General features: G+C 68.5%; 14 protein-coding genes. 5 read left to right on the forward strand and 9 right to left on the reverse strand.

What is annotated here, in order from left to right; all coding sequences use genetic code 11:
• Positions 1 to 18: 18 nt before the first annotated feature.
• On the forward strand, positions 19 to 1,221 hold the full coding sequence (locus tag MK181_04460) for an acetyl-CoA C-acetyltransferase (GenBank protein ID MCH2419052.1): 1,203 nt from the start codon (positions 19 to 21) through the stop codon (positions 1,219 to 1,221).
• A gap of 38 nt (positions 1,222 to 1,259) precedes the next feature.
• On the opposite strand, the gene ilvC is transcribed toward MK181_04460, so the two are convergent.
• The 3 genes from ilvC to ilvB all read right to left on the reverse strand — a co-directional run bounded on the left by ilvC (position 1,260) and on the right by ilvB (position 4,627).
• Positions 1,260 to 2,291, reverse strand: coding sequence for a ketol-acid reductoisomerase (ilvC, locus tag MK181_04465; GenBank protein MCH2419053.1), 1,032 nt, complete (start codon positions 2,289 to 2,291; stop codon positions 1,260 to 1,262).
• A gap of 84 nt (positions 2,292 to 2,375) precedes the next feature.
• Complete coding sequence (gene ilvN / locus MK181_04470; GenBank protein MCH2419054.1) at positions 2,376 to 2,888, reverse strand: acetolactate synthase small subunit; 513 nt, start codon at positions 2,886 to 2,888, stop codon at positions 2,376 to 2,378.
• Positions 2,885 to 4,627, reverse strand: coding sequence for a biosynthetic-type acetolactate synthase large subunit (gene ilvB / locus MK181_04475; protein MCH2419055.1), 1,743 nt, complete (start codon positions 4,625 to 4,627; stop codon positions 2,885 to 2,887). The genes ilvN and ilvB overlap by 4 nt, the downstream gene beginning before the upstream one ends.
• Positions 4,628 to 4,875: 248 nt before the next feature.
• On the opposite strand from ilvB, the gene MK181_04480 reads away from it, so the two are divergent.
• The gene (locus MK181_04480; protein ID MCH2419056.1) at positions 4,876 to 5,391 is read left to right on the forward strand and encodes a hypothetical protein; all 516 of its coding nucleotides are present in this window, start codon (positions 4,876 to 4,878) and stop codon (positions 5,389 to 5,391) included.
• A 21-nt stretch (positions 5,392 to 5,412) separates the two neighbouring features.
• Here the strand turns inward: MK181_04480 and ilvD are convergent, their stop codons facing one another.
• A complete protein-coding gene (ilvD, locus tag MK181_04485) occupies positions 5,413 to 7,107 on the reverse strand; it encodes a dihydroxy-acid dehydratase (protein ID MCH2419057.1) in 1,695 nt (564 codons plus the stop codon).
• 106 nt (positions 7,108 to 7,213) lie between these two features.
• On the opposite strand from ilvD, the gene MK181_04490 reads away from it, so the two are divergent.
• The gene (locus tag MK181_04490) at positions 7,214 to 8,536 is read left to right on the forward strand and encodes an MATE family efflux transporter (GenBank protein MCH2419058.1); all 1,323 of its coding nucleotides are present in this window, start codon (positions 7,214 to 7,216) and stop codon (positions 8,534 to 8,536) included.
• Here MK181_04490 and gatB read toward each other — a convergent pair.
• Genes gatB through MK181_04510 form a run of 4 tightly spaced genes read right to left on the reverse strand, consistent with a single transcriptional unit; the run spans position 8,533 to position 13,697 of the window.
• Entirely contained in the window at positions 8,533 to 9,981 is a 1,449-nt protein-coding gene (gene gatB, locus MK181_04495; GenBank protein ID MCH2419059.1) for an Asp-tRNA(Asn)/Glu-tRNA(Gln) amidotransferase subunit GatB, read from the reverse strand. The genes MK181_04490 and gatB overlap by 4 nt on opposite strands.
• Positions 9,978 to 11,411 carry an Asp-tRNA(Asn)/Glu-tRNA(Gln) amidotransferase subunit GatA gene (gene gatA / locus MK181_04500; GenBank protein MCH2419060.1) on the reverse strand — a complete coding sequence of 478 codons (1,434 nt, stop codon included), beginning with the start codon at positions 11,409 to 11,411 and terminating at the stop codon, positions 9,978 to 9,980. The genes gatB and gatA overlap by 4 nt, the downstream gene beginning before the upstream one ends.
• Positions 11,408 to 11,710 carry an Asp-tRNA(Asn)/Glu-tRNA(Gln) amidotransferase subunit GatC gene (gene gatC, locus MK181_04505; GenBank protein MCH2419061.1) on the reverse strand — a complete coding sequence of 101 codons (303 nt, stop codon included), beginning with the start codon at positions 11,708 to 11,710 and terminating at the stop codon, positions 11,408 to 11,410. The genes gatA and gatC overlap by 4 nt, the downstream gene beginning before the upstream one ends.
• 19 nt (positions 11,711 to 11,729) lie before the next feature.
• Positions 11,730 to 13,697, reverse strand: a complete 1,968-nt coding sequence (locus MK181_04510; GenBank protein ID MCH2419062.1) for a PASTA domain-containing protein — start codon at positions 13,695 to 13,697, stop codon at positions 11,730 to 11,732.
• A 43-nt stretch (positions 13,698 to 13,740) separates the two neighbouring features.
• Between MK181_04510 and MK181_04515 the strand changes: the two genes are divergently transcribed.
• Positions 13,741 to 14,154, forward strand: a complete 414-nt coding sequence (locus MK181_04515) for a hypothetical protein (protein ID MCH2419063.1) — start codon at positions 13,741 to 13,743, stop codon at positions 14,152 to 14,154.
• A 25-nt stretch (positions 14,155 to 14,179) separates the two neighbouring features.
• On the opposite strand, the gene ligA is transcribed toward MK181_04515, so the two are convergent.
• Positions 14,180 to 16,201, reverse strand: a complete 2,022-nt coding sequence (ligA, locus tag MK181_04520; GenBank protein MCH2419064.1) for an NAD-dependent DNA ligase LigA — start codon at positions 16,199 to 16,201, stop codon at positions 14,180 to 14,182.
• 64 nt (positions 16,202 to 16,265) lie between these two features.
• On the opposite strand from ligA, the gene MK181_04525 reads away from it, so the two are divergent.
• On the forward strand, positions 16,266 to 16,730 hold a 465-nt coding region (locus MK181_04525; protein MCH2419065.1), incomplete at its 3' end, for a hypothetical protein.

Consider the following 16,730-nt stretch of genomic DNA (forward strand, 5'->3'; position numbering starts at 1 on the left):
AGCGAGAGGACCACCCCCATGGCCGAAGCCGTCATCGTCGCCACCAGCCGAACCGCCATCGGACGAGCCGGTAAGGGAAGCCTCGTCGAGGCCCGCCCCGACGACCTGTCCGCCTTTGTCATCAACGACGTGCTCGGGAAGGTCCCCGAGCTTCCCCGCGACCAAGTCGAGGATGTCATCTGGGGCACCGCCCAGCCGGGCGGCGAGCAGGGCTACAACCTGGGCCGAGTGGCCGGCCTGCTGGCAGGCCTAGAGGCCCCGGGCACCACCGTGAACCGGTACTGCTCCTCCTCTCTCCAGACCATCCGCATGGCCGCCCACGCAATCCGGGCCGGCGAGGGCGACGCCTTCGTTTCGGGCGGAGTGGAGTGTGTGAGCCGCTTCCAGTACGGCGTGTCTGACAACGGTCCCCACAACCCCCGGTTCGCCGATGCCGAGGGCCGCACAGCCGACCGGTCCGGCGACGAGGCCGGTGATTGGACCGCCCCCGAGGGGCTTCCCGACATCTACATCGCCATGGGCCAAACGGCAGAGAACGTGGCCCAGCACAAGGGCGTGTCCCGCCAAGCCCAGGACGAGTGGGGCGTCCGATCACAGAACCGGGCTGAGGCCGCACAGGACCGTGGCTTCTTCGAGCGGGAGATCTCGCCATACACCCTTCCCGATGGCTCGGTGGCCGCCACCGACGACGGCATCCGGGCCGGCACCACCTACGAGAAGGTGTCCCAGCTGAACCCGGTGTTCCGGCCCGACGGCACGGTGACAGCCGGCAACGCCTGCCCGCTCAATGACGGCGCAGCTGCCGTGGTGGTGATGAGCGAATCCCGGGCCGAGGAGTTGGGGATCAGGCCCCTGGCCCGCATCATCTCGTCGGGCGTATCAGCCCTGAACCCTGAGATCATGGGCCTCGGGCCCATCCAGGCCATCCGCCAGGCCCTCAGCCGGGCCGGTATGACCCCAGACGACATCGACCTGTTCGAGATCAACGAAGCTTTCGCCGCTCAGGTTCTGCCGTCGGCCAACGAGGTCGGGATCGACCTCGACAAGTTGAATGTGAACGGCGGGGCCATCGCCCTCGGCCACCCGTTCGGCATGACCGGCGCCCGCATCATGACCACCCTTCTCAATGGCCTGGAGGACGCCGACAAGGAGTTCGGCGTGGAGTCCATGTGTGTTGGCGGGGGCCAGGGCATGGCCATGGTGGTCCAGCGGCTGAGCTGACCGTCCACCGACCCGCCCCGGCGGATCGGACCCCGGGATTAACCCTGGCCGCCAGAGGCCTCCTGAACCGAAACCTTGCCGGCGCTGATCCACGGCATCATGGCCCGCAGTTCGGCACCAACCTGCTCGATGCGGTGGGCCTTGCCCTCCTCCTCGAGCCGGTAGAAGTTCTCGCGGCCACCGTGAGCCTCGGCCACCCACTCCTCAGCGAACCTGCCACTCTGGATCTCCCCCAGGATCTCCTTCATGGTGGCTCGCACCTTGTCGTCTACCACCCGGGGCCCACGGGAAAGGTCGCCGTACTCTGCGGTGTCTGACACTGAGTAGCGCATACCGCCGATGCCCTGCTCGTACATCAAGTCCACAATGAGTTTCAACTCGTGGAGGCATTCGAAGTAGCAGATCTCCGGCTGGTACCCGGCGTCCACCAAGGTGTCGAAAGCGCTCCGGACCAGCTCGGTCATGCCTCCGCACAGCACCACCTGCTCACCGAACAAATCGGTTTCGCACTCCTCGGTGAACGTGGTCTCGATCACCCCGGCCCGAGCACCTCCCAGGCCGTCGGCGTAGGCCAGTGCCAGGGCCTTGGCGCCCCCGGTCGGATCCTGCTCCACAGCGATCAGGCAGGGAACGCCGCCACCCTCCTCGTAGGTCCGACGCACCAGGTGCCCGGGGCCCTTGGGGGCAATCATGATCACGTCCACGTCGGCCGGCGGGTCGATCAGGTCGAACCGGATGTTGAAACCGTGGGCGAAGGCTAGGGCGTCGCCGGCCGACAAGTTCGGAGCGATGTACTCCTCGTAGACGGCAGCCTGATCGGTGTCGGGTAACAGGATCATGATCACATCGGCCCAGGCCGAGGCATCAGAGAGGGACCGCACCTCCAGGCCGGCCTCGGCTGCCTTAGCCGCCGACGAGGAGCCGTCGCGTAGGCCGACACACACGTCGATTCCGGACTCCTTCAGGTTAAGGGCGTGCGCGTGGCCCTGGGAGCCGTAACCCAGAATGGCCACCTTTCGCTCGGCGATCGCCGAACGGTCAACGTCGATCTCGTAGTAAACGTTTGCCACGGGGTTCTCCTGGCTGTTCTCTGGGTTGTTTCTGGTTGTTTTCGATGGCCCATGGTCCGGCAAGGCGGACCGGCGGGCTGGTAGTCAGTCAGCGACGTCGTCTAGTGACGCCAGGGCCACACGGCCGGTCCGCTGCAGTTCCACGATCCCGAACGGGCGCATCAGATCCTCGAAGTCGTCCACCCGACCAGGCGGGCCGACTAGAGACAGCATCATGTGGTCGGTTCCGACGCTCAGCACCTTGCCCCCGGCCCGGTCCAGGTGCTCCACGATCTCGTCCCGGCGGTCCGGTTCGGCGGTCACCGTGACCAGCATGAGCTCTCGCTCCACGGCGTGCCCGGGGTGCAACTCGCGAATCTCAACCACGTTCACCAACTTGTCCAACTGCTTGATGACCTGATCCAGCGGGGCTGACTCCAGGTCGACCACCACGGTGATCCGGCTGAACCGCTCGTCATCGGTGGGCGCCACGGCCAGCGACTCGATGTTGAAGGCCCGTCGGGCAAACAGGGAGGCCACCCGGGCCAGCACGCCGGATCTGTTCTCCACCTTCACGACCAGCGTGTGGTACCGGTACTCGGGCGCCGGGACGTTCATCGGGGCTGGTCCTGCTGGAACGGTGGCACAACCAAATCGGAGTTCGAGGCCCCAGACGGGACCATGGGGTAGACCTTCTCCTCGGCGGCCACCCGGAAGTCGATAACCACCGGGCGGTCGTCCACCTCGTTGGCCTTGGCAATGGCCCCCTCGACTTCGTCGGGATCGTCGACCCGCATGGCCTCGCACCCCATGGACTCGGCCCACATCCGGTAGTCGGGGACGTCCTTGGACAGGAACACCTCCGAGTAGCGCTCGTCGTAGAACATCTCCTGCCACTGGCGGACCATCCCCAGGTAGGAGTTATTGAGCAACGCGACCTTGATAGGGATGTTCTCGACTGTGGCCGTGACCAGTTCCTGGCCGGTCATCTGGAAGCAGCCGTCGCCGTCTACGGCCCACACCATGCGGTCTGGGTGGGCCACCTTGGCGCCGATAGCCGCCGGGATGGCAAAGCCCATTGTCCCCAGGCCACCCGAGTTGATCCACGTGTACGGGTGGTCGAACTTCCAGTACTGGCTGGCCCACATTTGGTGTTGGCCGACGCCCGAGGAGACGATGGTGTCGTCCGGCGTGGCGTCCCGCAGGCACTCAATGACGTGCTGGGGCTTCAGGGCCTCGCCCGGCGCCCACGGCTCGTAGGCCAGAGGGAACCGCTCCTGCCAACCGCTTATCCGGGAGCGCCAGGCCCCCCGATCCACGTCGCCGGTGCCATTGGCCGACAGTTCGGCGACCAGCGCCTCGATGGCCACCCGGACGTCGCCGCGTATAGCCACGTCAGGACGACGGACCTTGCCTAGTTCGGCCGGGTCGATGTCGACGTGAATGACCTTGGCCTCGGGAGCGAAGCCGTCCAACTTGCCGGTCACCCGGTCGTCGAAGCGGGCACCCAGAGCGACCAGCAGGTCGGACTCCTGCATGGCGGTGACCGCGGTGAAGTTTCCGTGCATGCCGGGCATGCCCAGGCACAACTCGTGACTGTCTGGGAAGGCGCCTCGGGCCATGAGCGTGGTGACCACACCGATGCCGGTCAGCTCGGCTAGCTCCCGAAGGGCCTCGACGGCCCGTGCCTTGAGGATCCCGCCGCCCACGTACAACACGGGCCGCTCGGCTCCCCGCAGGAGGTCGGCGGCAGCTCGGATGCCTTCCGGGTCGACTTCCACCAGTGGGTGGTAGCCGGGGAGGTCGATCTGGACGTCGTCGGTCCACGTCATGGCCGACCGCGGGTTGCCGGGGTCCACGATGTCCTTCGGGACGTCCACCAAAACGGGACCTGGACGGCCCGTGGTGGCGATGTGGAACGCCTCCTTGATGGTGCGCGGGATGTCCTGGGCTTCGGTGACCAGGAAATTGTGTTTGGTGATCGACTGGGTGATGCCCGTCGTATCGCACTCCTGGAAGGCGTCGGTGCCGATCGCCGGGTAGGGAACCTGGCCGGTGATGACCACCATGGGAATCGAGTCGAGGTACGCGTCACACAGCGGGGTAACGATGTTGGTGGCCGCCGGCCCGCTGGTCACCATGGCCACGCCGGGTCGGCCCGTGGCCTGGGCGTAGCCCTCGGCCATGTGGCCGGCGCCCTGCTCGTGGCGGACCAGGACGTGGCGAATCGACGAGTCGATGATCGGGTCGTAGACCGGCAGGATCGCTCCGCCGGGCAGCCCGAACATGACCTCAACGCCCTCCTCCTCGAGGGCGCGGATCAAGGCTCGACCGCCGTCCATCTGTTCTGTGGCCATGGGACTCATGATCTTTTGGGGGACCGGGTGAAAAGCGAAACGACCTCCCTCATCGGGAGGTCGAGGCACGCAACCGTCGGGCGGAGGGGCGCGTGCCTACGGCAGTACCGCTACCTCGGGGGTCGGGGAGGTCGGGAACGGCCGCATGGACCGTAATTATGCGCCGACAGTCCTAGTGACCACAACCTGCCCGGTTGATCGGACCACCGGTGCCACGCGATTACGGGCCCGTCGACCACCATGGGGCCGTGCGACACGGTGTCTACCCGGGGTCCTTCGACCCTCCGACGCTGGCCCATTTGGCCGTGGCTGACGCCGCCCGACGCCGCCACGGCCTGGATCGTGTGGTCTGGACACTGTCTCGCCATCCGCTGGGTAAAGAACGAGGCCGGACCACCGTGGAGGAGCGCCGGACGGTGCTCGACCAGGTGGCCACCGACCACGCCTGGCTAGAGGTCAACGTGGTCGACGCTCGCCTTGTGGCCGACCTGGCCGATGGCTACGACGTGGTGGTCATGGGAGCTGACAAATGGCACCAGCTCCACGACCCCTCGTTCTACGAGGATGGAGCGGCCATGGCCGAGGCCCTGTCTCGCCTCCCGACCTGTGCCGTGGCCCCGCGGGACGGCCTGGAGGTGCCCCGGGAGGCGCTGCTCGAAGTTCCTCGGTGGGTGGCCCGGCAGTCGTCCACGGCAGCCGCCACAGCCGAGCCGTGGACCATGCTCTCCGCTGCCCGTTCCTTCGGGCTGTGGGACGGGTCCTGACCAGACAGGGAACCGCTCGGGCTAGGCCTGGGTGACGGCGCCCTTCTCCGCCCCCTGGGCCAGAGCGGCGTACTTGGCCAGGAAGCCGGACCGGTAGCGAGGCTCAAACGGCTTTAGGTTCGCCCGTCGGTCGGCCAGCGTGACCTCGTCGACCTGCAGATCGATGGTGTGGGTCCCGACGTCAATGAGGATCCGGTCGCCCTCCTCAACTAGGGCGATCGGACCGCCGTCAACGGCCTCTGGTGCCACGTGGCCCACGCAGAATCCGTGGGTTCCGCCGGAAAACCGGCCGTCGGTGACCAGGGCTGCGTCGCCGCCGCGACCGGCACCCTTCATGGCGCCGGTAATAGCCAGCATTTCGCGCATTCCCGGGCCGCCCTTAGGTCCCTCGTAGCGGATCACCACGATGTCGCCGGCCTCGATCCGGTCGGCCAGCACGGCCTCCATGGCCAGGTCCTCGCCATCAAACACCCGAGCCCGACCCTCAAAGTGGTCGAAGTCCAAGCCGGCCACCTTGACCACCGAGCCCTGCGGGGCCAGTGTCCCCCGCAGGATGGCCAGGCCACCCACCTCGTTGATCGGGTCATCGAAGGCGTGGATGACCTCCCCGTCGGGGGCCGGTACGTCCAGTAGGGCCAAGTTCTCGGCCACCGTTCGTCCGGTGACCGTCACCTCTTCGCCGTTCAGGAGGCCCTCATCTAGGAGCATCTGCATGACGACCGGTACGCCACCGATCCGGTCTATGTCCACCATGTGGTAGTTGCCGTGCGGCTTGGTGTCAGCCAGGTGGGGCACCCGTGCGGCCACCCGGTTGAAGTCCTCCAGCTCCAACTCCACTCCGGCCTCGAAGGCGATGGCCATCAGGTGGAGCACGGCGTTTGTCGAGCCGCCGAGGGCCATGACTACGGCGATGGCGTTCTCGAAAGCCCCCCTGGTCATGATCTGGCGGGGTCGGATGCCCTGGCGCAGGAGGTTCATCACGGCATGGCCGCTGGCGAACGCCACGTCGGCCCGTCGGTCGTCGATGGCAGCCGCCGAGGCCGAGCCGGGGAGCGACATCCCGATGGCTTCGCCTACCGAGGCCATGGTGTTGGCGGTGAACATGCCAGCACAACTGCCGATCGTCGGGCAGGCAGCCCGCTCGATGGCCAGCAACTCGTCGTCGTCGATGTCGCCCACCGCATGGGCGCCGACCGCTTCGAACACGCTGACCACGTCCAACTTGCGGCCGTCGTGGTGCTCGCCAGGCATGATCGATCCGCCGTAGACGAAAACCGACGGCAGGTTGATGCGGGCCGACGCCATAAGCATTCCTGGGAGCGACTTGTCGCAGCCTGCGAAGCTCACGAAGGCGTCTAAGCGCTCAGCGTGCATGACCGCCTCGACGGAGTCGGCGATGATCTCGCGGCTCACCAGGCTGGCCCGCATTCCCTCGTGGCCCATCGAGATGCCGTCGCTGACTGCGATGGTGTTGAACTCGATCGGGAACCCGCCGGCCTCCACCACCCCTGCCTTGCACCGCTTGGCCAGGGCATCCAGCGGCATGTTGCAGGGGGTGACCTCGTTCCACGACGACGCCACACCCACCTGGGCTTTGGAGAAGTCGTCCTCGGTCATGCCGATGGCCCGGAGCATGGCCCGGGCGGGGGCGCGGCTGGGACCGTCAGTGACCTCGTGGCTGCGGGGCTTCATCCCCCCGTGGATGGCGTCCGTCATGGACCTGCAGGCTACGCCCACCGGGGCCTTCACCCCCGGTCGAAATGCCCTCCCACGGGCGCCTCCGTGCGGCGGTCTCTCCGACCACCGGACCTACCCTTGCCCGATGGCTTCCCGCCCCCACTTCCGGTCCGACGATCGGGAGCTATTCCGCCTGGCCGTTCCGGCCCTCGGGGCCCTGGTGGCCGAGCCGCTGTACGTGCTAGCCGACACCGCGGTGGTAGGTCACCTGGGCACGGCGCCGCTGGCCGGGCTGGGGGTGGCGTCGGGCTTCCTGATGTTCGGCTATGGCCTCTGCGTGTTCTTGGCCTACGGGACGACGGCCACCGTGGCTCGGCTGAGCGGTGCCGGTGAGCACCGCTGGGCCGCTGACCAGGCCGTCCAGGGACTCTGGCTGGCCCTCGCCCTCGGGGTGGTGCTGGCCGCCACCGGCATCGCCCTGGCCGACCGGATTGTGACCCTGGTCGGGGCAGAAGGTGACGTAGCCGGCCAGGCCAGTATTTACCTACGGATCAGCCTGCTGGGTGCCCCGGCCATGCTGGTCATGCTGGCCGGCGTGGGGTACCTGCGGGGGCTCAAGGACACCTTGCGGCCCCTCCAGGTGGCGGTCGGCACGGCCGTTCTGAACCTGGTTGTAGAACTCGTCCTCATCGTGGGCCTCGGGTACGGCATAGGCGCCTCGGCGGCCGCCACCGTCGTAGCTCAGTGGTTGGGCGCCGCCTGCTACCTGGCCTGGGTGGGACGCGCTGTCCGACGGAACCACGCCTCGTTGGTGCCCCGCGCCAGGTCGATCCGGCGGCTGCTGGTAGTCAGTGGTCGCCTGCTGGTCCGCAACCTCTCGTTGACCGGCACGTTCCTAGTTGGCACCTCGGTGGCGGCCCGGATCGGCCGGGTCGACGTAGCCGCCCACCAGATCGCCTTCCAAGTATGGATGGCGTCAGCCCTCATCATGGACGCCGTAGCTATCGCCGCCCAGGCCATGGTCGGGAACCTCCTGGGAGCCGGTGAGGTTTCGGGTACCCGCCGGCTGGGGCGACGGGTCATCGGCTGGTCAGTGGCCACGGGCGCTTTGATCGGCCTGATGCTCCTGATAACCCGTGGACTGGTTGCTGGGGCGTTCTCCGGCGACCCTGACGTGGTGGGCTTGGCCGGATTCCTGCTCCTGCACGTCGCCCTCATGGCACCCCTCGGCGGGGTGGCGTTTGCCCTGGATGGGATCTTGATCGGTGCCGGCGACGAGCGCTTTATGGCCCGGGCTATGGCCGCCTCAGCGGTCCTGGCTGTGGCCGCCATGGTCAGCGGGCGGCTGGCCGGCCTCGGGATCGGTTGGCTCTGGGCCGCCATCTGGCTGTTCATGGCCGCCCGCTCAGCCCTGTTCATCCGTCGCTTCGCCGGCCACCGCTGGCAGGTGGTGGGTGCCGAGCGCTAGGAACGGGCTCGGTGGGCCAGCAACTCGTTGACGGCCCGACCGTCGGCCTGCCCGCCGGTGGCCTTCATAACCTGGCCGACGAAGAAGCCGGACTTCTTCTTCCGTTCCTGCTCGTCGCCTGAGGTGAAGGCCGCCCAGTCGTCCGGGTGCTCGGCGATCAGGCGGTCCACGAGGGCCTCCATCTCTCCAATTTCCATTGCCTCGAAGCCCAGATCGGTGGCCACGATCGCCGGGTCGCCCCCGTCGGCCACCAGGGTGGACAGCACTGTCTTGGCCTGGGTGGCCGTCAGGTCGCCGCCGGTCTCCATTTTGACCAGGGCGGCGAACGAGGCAGCGTCCAGCCTCCCCGCACCGTCGGCCAGGTTGTTCTCAGCGTGGACTAGGACCCGGGGGCCAGCAGCTCCCTCGGCGATGGCGTCCACTGCGAGGTCGTCTAGCCCCCGCTCCACGGTTAGGGCGGCTGCCTCGGTGTCGACGCTGGCCGCCTCGGCCAGACGGAGTCGGCGTTCCCTGGGAAGCATGGGCAGGGCGGCCCGGATGGCGTCGATCCACTCGTCGGACGGCGCCACCGGGACCAGATCAGGCTCCGGGAAGTACCGGTAGTCGTAGGCCTCCTCCTTGGACCGGAGCTTGTGCGTCCGGCCCTCGTCCTCGTTCCAGTGGCGGGTCTGCTGTTCGACCCTCTCCCCGGCGGTGATCAGGTCGACCTGCCGGCGGGCCTCGTAGCCGATGGCCCGCCCGAGAGACCGCAGCGAGTTGATGTTCTTGATTTCGCAACGGGTACCGAACTCGGCCTGCCCGACGGGGCGGACCGACACGTTGCAGTCCACCCGCATCGAGCCCTCCTCCATCTTCCCATCGGAGGCGCCGATGGCCACCAAGATGGCCCGCAGCTCACCTACGTAGGATCGGGCCTCCTCAGCCGAGCGTAGGTCTGGGGCACCGACAATTTCGATGAGTGGAACGCCGGCCCGGTTGTAGTCGACCAGCGAGTAGCCGGCCTCGTGGATCCGACCTCCCCCACCCACATGGGTGCTTTTGCCCGTGTCCTCCTCGAGGTGGGCCCGCTCAATGCCCACCCGGCGTCCGTCAGGCAGTTCCAGCCAGCCCTCTCCGTTGATCGGGAGGTCGTACTGGGAGATCTGGAAGTCCTTTGGCATATCCGGGTAGAAGTAGTTCTTGCGGGCGAAAACTGACCGCTGAACCTGGCAGTTCAGGGCTAGGCCGACCCGGATGGCCAACTCCACCGCCTGCTCGTTGAGCACGGGCAGCGAGCCCGGCAGGCCGAGGGACACTGGGTCGACGTTGGTGTTGGGCTGGCCGCCAAACCGGTTGGGGGCCGAGCTAAACAGCTTGGTGGCCGTGGCCAGCTCGGCGTGGACCTCCAGGCCGATGACCGTCTCCCAGCCGGGGACGACCTCCGGGGCGGTGGCCTCGGCGTTCACGACCCGCTCCCCGCGGCCTCAAGCACGGCGGCGGCCTGGAACATGGTGGGCTCACCCATGGCCGGGGCCAGGATCTGCACCCCGACCGGCATGCCGTCGTCCCCCACCCCGAACGGCACCGACATGGCCGGGTGCCCAGCCAGATTGGACGGGATGGTGCAGACATCGTTCAGGTACATGGTCATTGGGTCGGCGGTCTTCTCGCCGATGGGGAACGCCGTGGTGGGAGCGGTCGGGCAGAGGAGCAGGTCGAACTCCTCGTAGGCCCGGGCGAAGTCCTGCACGATCAGCGTACGGACCTTCTGGGACTTGCCGTAGTAGGCGTCGTAGTACCCAGCTGAAAGGGCGTAGGTACCAAGCATGATGCGGCGCTTGACCTCGTCACCGAAACCGGCGGTCCGTGTGGCCGTGTTCATGTCGCCGGCGTTGGGGGCGTCAACCCGTAGCCCATACCGAACGCCGTCGTAGCGAGCCAGGTTGGATGAGGCCTCGGCCGGGGCGATCACGTAGTACGCCGACAGGCCGTACACCGTCGACGGAACCGAGGTGGTCTCGACGGTGGCACCGGCCTCATCCAGGGCCGAGGCGGCCTCACCCAGGCGGGACCGCACATCGTCGGCGATGCCCTCAAGGCCGTCGCCGGAGAGCTCCTCGATGACCCCGATCCGCAAGCCTTCAACGCCCCGGTCCAGGACCTCAGTGAGGCTCGCCGCCGGCTCCGGAATGGAGGTGGAGTCCCTGGGGTCGTGGCCCCCAATGGCCTCTAGGAGCAAGGCAGCGTCGGAGACCGTGCGAGCGAATGGACCGATCTGGTCGAGGCTGGAGGCAAAGGCCACCAGGCCATAACGGGACACCGCCCCGTAGGTGGGCTTCACGCCGACCACTCCGCACAAGGCTGCCGGCTGACGGATCGACCCACCGGTGTCGCTACCTAGGGCCAGGGGGGCGAAACCGGCAGCCACTGCGGCAGCCGACCCGCCGGACGAACCTCCAGGGACCCGGGTGAGGTCCAACGGGTTGCGAGTCACGCCGAACGCCGAGTTCTCCGTCGAGCTACCCATGGCGAACTCGTCCAAGTTGGTCTTACCGACCACCACGGCCCCGGCAGCGGCCAGCCGCTCTACCACGGTGGCGTCGTAGGGAGGGAGCCAGCCCTCCAGGATCCGCGATGAGCAGGTGGTGGGCACCCCGCGGGTGCACAGGTTGTCCTTTAGGGCCACCGGAACGCCGGCCAACGGGCCGGGATCCTCGCCAGCCGCCACCCGCCGGTCCACCTCGTCGGCCGCAGCGAGCGCCTCGTCGGCCAGCACCAGGTTGAAGGCGTGGATCTCAGGCTCGCCGGAGCGAATGGTCTCCAGGTGCTCGTCGACCACCGACCGGGCCGACCGCTCCCCAGAGCGCACGGCGGCCGCCAGACCCCGGGCGCTCACGGCTCCTCCCCGAGGACGGGGGGCACCCGGAACTGCGCCTCCTCCACCGACGGTGCGGCGGCCAGCACCTCGTCGCGGTCGCTGGTCGGACCAGGCACGTCAGCCCGAAAAACGTTAACCATCGGCAGAGGGTGGGCCGTCGGCGAAACGTCGGTCAGGTCCAGGGCGTCGAGGTCTGCCGCGTGGTCCAGCACGTCGGCCAGTTGGCCAGTGAAGGCGTCCAGCTCGGCGTCAGACAGGGTGAGCCGGGCCAAGTCGGCCACGTGGGCTACGTCGTCGCGGGTGATCCGTTCGGTCATCGGGAGGGCAGGGTAGGGCTCAGCCGGGCTGGACGACGATCGTGACCTCGACGTCCGGCTGGTTCTGCCGGCCCGGTGCCGGGTCCTGGGAGGCCACCACAAGGGCGTTGCGGTCTACCGGCTGGTCTCCGCCGGTGTCGGGCAGGCCCACGACTATTACGTTGCGGAACCCCGCCACCTGGAGCCGGCTCTCAGCCACGGCCAGGGTCAGCCCCTCTATCGCCGGCACCGACCTTGGAACGGCCCCCATCGAAACGACAACTCGTACGTCGTCACCAACCGACAGCTGAGTACCAGCAGGGGGCTCGATCCGGGACACCCGGCCAGCCACCACCCACTCGTCGTACTCCTCTCCCATGGTGGGGGCTAGGCGCAGAGCAATCAGCTCGGCCACCACATCGGCCGGCATCAGGCCAACCAGCCCTTCGGGAACCTGCCGGGGCAGCGGTCCAGCGGACACCCGGAGGCTCACCTCGGTTCCCTGCGGTACCGGCTCTCCCGAGGCCAGGACCTCCAGCACCAGGCCGGCGGGCACGTCCTCGTCGGAGGTGCGGGTCACTTCACCCACTTCTAAGCCGGCGTCGGTCAAAACCCGCTCAGCCTCGGTCAGGCTCACCCCGACCAGCCCGCCGGGAACAGGCAGGCGCAACGGGCCCAACGACACCTCCAAAAGGACCGTCTCCCCGGCGGCCAGCCGGGTCCCGGCCTCCGGACGCATGCCGAGTACCTCCCCGGAGTCGCTCCCGTCCTGCCGGACGTCGCGGGTCTCGACCGTCCACCCCAACTCGGTGAGCAGCGAGCGGGCGCTGTCGCCCGAGGACCCCACGAGGGACGGGACGGCCCGACGGGACGGCCGGCTGACCTCCCACAGCATGGCACCACCAACCACCGCGCCGACGGTCAGGATCCCGGCCAGTAGCAAGCCGGTCCAGCGGCGACGGGGGCCGACCGGACGGGGAGGCGGTGGGGCCGGTGTCGGTGGCTCGGTAGGTGATGGGAAGACGGTCGGAGTGGCCCGGGTCGGCTCGCCGGGCACCGGCGAGGCGCCCACCTCGCCCGGACCGACCAGCGGTAGGGGCTCGGGACGTGACATCCGGCCAGCGATGTCCAGCAGCATGCGGCCCAGCTCGCGGGCCGTCGGTCGGTTCGCCGGGTCGGCAACACCGGCGTGGGCCACCACCGGGACCAGTGGACCCAGGGCGTCGGGAATGGGCACGTTCTGTCCGATCCGGGCGGCCAGTGTGCCCTCCAGGGTCTCGGCCACGAACGGGAGGTGGCCGGTGACGCCCTCGACCATGCAGAGGGCTAGGGCGTAGACGTCGGACCGACCATCCAGAGCCAGGCCCTGGGCCTGTTCCGGTGAGGCGTAGCGGGCCGTGCCGATCACCCCACCGCCGCCGAACAGCTCCCGACTGGCGGTCCCGGTAAGGGCATCAGCCAGGCCGAAGTCGGCGATCCGCAGACGGGAGTCTTGGCCAAAAAGCAGGTTGGCGGGCTTGACGTCGCGGTGGACGATGCCCTGCCGGTGGGCGTGATCCAGCGCCCGGCAGGCCTCGAGGGCCACCGTCAGCATCTGCGAAGGGGCCAGGGTACGGCCCGAGGAAAGGATGCTCCGCAAGCTGCCGCCCCCGAGATACTCGGTCACCAGGTAGGCCTGGCCGTCGACCCCCCAGTCGTAGATCGACACCACGTGGGGGTCGGCCAGTGAAGCCACCAGGCGGGCCTCGGCCCGGAAGCGGTCCACGAATGCCTCGTCACCTACCAGCGAGGAATGCAGCACCTTGACCGCCACCTGACGGCCCAGCGAGAGGTCGTCGGCCAGGTAGACGGTCCCCGACCCGCCAGTCCCAATGGCGTTACCCAGGCGGTAGCGGCCACCCAGCATCCGACCCACCATGTTCCCGCTGGGCGCGCCCGGTCCCCCGGGGTTCGCTGTGGGGACGTGGGCGGAGAACCGGGGATCTCCCCCGAACGGTCCGTCGGTCACCCCCTGAGGCTACCCGTGCAGACCCCGTGGATAGCCTGCACCCGTGACTCGCCGGAACGCCCTTGTCATCAGCGTTCTGCTCGGGTTAGGGGCCGGGATCATGGTCCTCACGGTCCTGCTGCCCTCCGGGGACCCGGGTGACGTCTCGGTGGACTCCAACCCGTCGATCCTGGAACTCTTGCCTCCCCGCGGCGACACCGTCCTCCCGCAAGCCAACGTCGGAGTGATCCTGGCCCCCGGGTGGGCGGGCGAAATCCTCCACATCGGGGGCACGGTGGTCCCGGTGGACCAACAGCGCATCGAGAAGGCGCTCAACTCGGTGATCTTCCGACCCGGTGCCGACCTGGCCCTGGTGCGGCTTCCGGCCCAGGAGGTGTGCACCACCGTGCGCTACTGGCCGGTCCGCAACCCGGACCGAACGGCGAACATCGACTGGTGCTTCCGGGTCGACGGCTAATCCGGCTGCAGTCGACCAGGACGGCTCAGCCGGGCAACTCTCCAGTATCCAGTAGGCGGGCGAAGGCCTCCTCGTCGAGAACGGGTACGCCCAGCTCCTCGGCTCGAGCCAACTTAGAGCCCCCGCCCTCGCCGGCGACCAGGGCGGTGGTCCTGACCGACACGCTGCCCGGTGAGGTTCCTCCTCGGGCCACGATGGCCGCCTTCGCCCCATCGCGGGAGTAGCCAGCCAGGGTGCCGGTGACCACCACGGCCATGTCGGCCAGCAGGGGTTCGACGTCGGCCCCAACGACAGGCACCGCCACCAGATTCACCCCAGCACCCCGCAGGCGGTCCAACAGGTCGCGACTGGACGGTCGACGCAACCAGCCGTGCACGCTGGCCGCGATGACCGGGCCGAGGCCATCGACAGCCTCCAGGTCCTCGATTGAGGCCCCCTCCAGCCCGTCCAGATCACCAAAGGCGGCAGCCACCGCGTCGGCCACCGTGGTACCCACGTGCGGGATCCGCAGCCCGAACAACAGGCGTCCCAGGGGCCGGTCCCGGGACCCCTCGACGGCCTCGCGCAGGTTGCGAACCGACGTCTCCCCGAAGCCGTCCCAGCCGGCGATCCGGTCGTAGTCCAGCGAGTAGATCCCGGCTACATCGGCGAGGAGGCCCTCGCCTACGAACAGGTCGACCCGCTGTTCACCGAAGCCCTCGATATCCATGGCCCCTCGGGAGGAGAAGTGCTCGATCCGGCCCCGGACCTGCCGGGGACATGAATGGTCGGTGCAGAAGGTGGCCGCCTCGCCCTCCGGGCGGACCAGCGGGCCACCGCACTCCGGGCACGACGTGGGAAACGACCACTCGCGCAGCCCCTCCGGACGCTCGGCCAGCACGGGTCGCAGTACCTCAGGGATGACGTCGCCCGCCTTGCGGACCACCACCAGGTCGCCCGGCCGGACATCTTTCTCCCCGACCTGGTCAGCGTTGTGCAGGGTGGCCGCGGTGACCGTCGAGCCGCCCACGAACACCGGCTCCAGCCGAGCGAACGGCGTGGCCTGGCCCCCCGGCCCGATCGACACCTCGATGTCCAGCAGCCGGGTGGTTCGCTCCTCGGGAGGCAGCTTGTAGGCCACGGCCCACCGGGGGGCCCGAGCGGTGAACCCCAACCGCTCCTGAAGCCCCAGATCGTCCACCTTTACCACCACGCCATCGATCTCGTAGTCCAGGTCATGTCGGGAGTCCTCCACCCGGGCCACATGAGCCACCACTTCCTCGAAGTCGGTAAACCGGTGGAGGTGCTCGTTAACCGAAAGGCCGAGCGTGGACAGCCAGGCCAGAGTGTCGCCGTGCGAGCCCAGGTCGGGGCCGCCGACCATCTCACCCAACTGGTAGGCCCAGAAGGAGAGATCCCGAGTGGCAGTCACCGCAGCGTCCTTCTGGCGCAGCGAACCCGCCGCCGTGTTGCGGGGGTTGACGTAGGCCCTCTCCCCGGCCGCCGCCTGGGCGGCGTTCAGGGCTTCGAAAGCCGACCGGCCCATGTAAACCTCGCCCCGTACTTCCACAACAGCCGGTGCCCCGTCGGACAAACGGTCTGGGACGTCGTTGATAGTGCGGACGTTGGCTGTGACGTCCTCTCCGACCCGGCCGTCGCCCCGAGTGGCCGCCTGTACCAGGTGGCCGTCCTCGTAGCGCAGCGACACGGCCAAGCCATCGAACTTCAACTCGCAGGCCCAGGCGGGAACCGGGTCATCGTCGAGGCGACGGAGGACCCGCTCGGACCAGGCCCGTAGTTCATCCATGTCAAAGGCGTTGTCCAGCGACCGCAGGGGAACTCGATGGGCCACCTCGTCGAACGTGGACCGTCCGGTGCTGCCCACCCGGCGGGTAGGCGAGTCGTCGGTGGCCAGTTCCGGGTACTCGGCTTCCAAGGCCCGAAGCTCCACCACGAGAGCGTCGTAGTCAGCGTCCGGGATCTCCGGCTCGTCCTCGGCGTGGTAACGCTCAAAGTGATATCCCACCAGGGCTCGAAGCTCGTCGATCCGGGTCGCCGCGTCCTGCACAAGCCGATTCTACCGGCGGCCCGCGACGGGCTTCGGGCCGGCGACCGGCCCGTAGCCTGATCGGGTGAACCGCCCGACACCCTTCTTCGGCAATTTCCCACCACCAGGGCGGCGGGCCGAGTGGGCCGACGTCTGGGGCCTGCGATCGATCTGGTTACTCCTCCCCGTCCTGGCAGGACCGGCGATCGCTGATGCCCTCCACGACATGGACGCCACGCCCCGTTCGACGGCTTCAGTGGCGCTGTGGGTCCTGTGGGCGGCCGGGCTGACGGCCACCCTCGTCCCCCTGCCGCTGACCCTGACCGCGCTCCGCCTCGGGGGTCCGGCCGTCGCCGCTCTGGCCGCGTGGAGTGCGGCGACCACCGGCGACGCCGTGCACACCGCCTTCGCGCTGGCCGCCGCGGTCTTCGTTGTCCTTGCTACCTCCGCCGCCCCGGTAGCCGACCGCTTCGTGGACGGCGCCTCCTACGGCGATGAACGCCGATTCCTACTCCGGGCACCCGGACCGGTCGCCCTGGTGCTGGGGCCG

The sequence above is a fragment of the Acidimicrobiales bacterium genome, assembly GCA_022452035.1.
Taxonomy (GTDB): Bacteria; Actinomycetota; Acidimicrobiia; order Acidimicrobiales; family MedAcidi-G1; genus UBA9410.

Coding starts and splice junctions, on each gene's coding strand:
- MK181_04490 (MCH2419058.1), top strand. CDS start 7,214: ATGGCTTCCCGCCCCCACTTCCGGTCCGACGATCGGGAGCTATTCCGC.
- ilvD (MCH2419057.1), bottom strand. CDS start 7,107: ATGACGGACGCCATCCACGGGGGGATGAAGCCCCGCAGCCACGAGGTC.
- gatC (MCH2419061.1), bottom strand. CDS start 11,710: ATGACCGAACGGATCACCCGCGACGACGTAGCCCACGTGGCCGACTTG.
- ilvN (MCH2419054.1), bottom strand. CDS start 2,888: ATGAACGTCCCGGCGCCCGAGTACCGGTACCACACGCTGGTCGTGAAG.
- ilvB (MCH2419055.1), bottom strand. CDS start 4,627: ATGGCCACAGAACAGATGGACGGCGGTCGAGCCTTGATCCGCGCCCTC.
- MK181_04460 (MCH2419052.1), top strand. CDS start 19: ATGGCCGAAGCCGTCATCGTCGCCACCAGCCGAACCGCCATCGGACGA.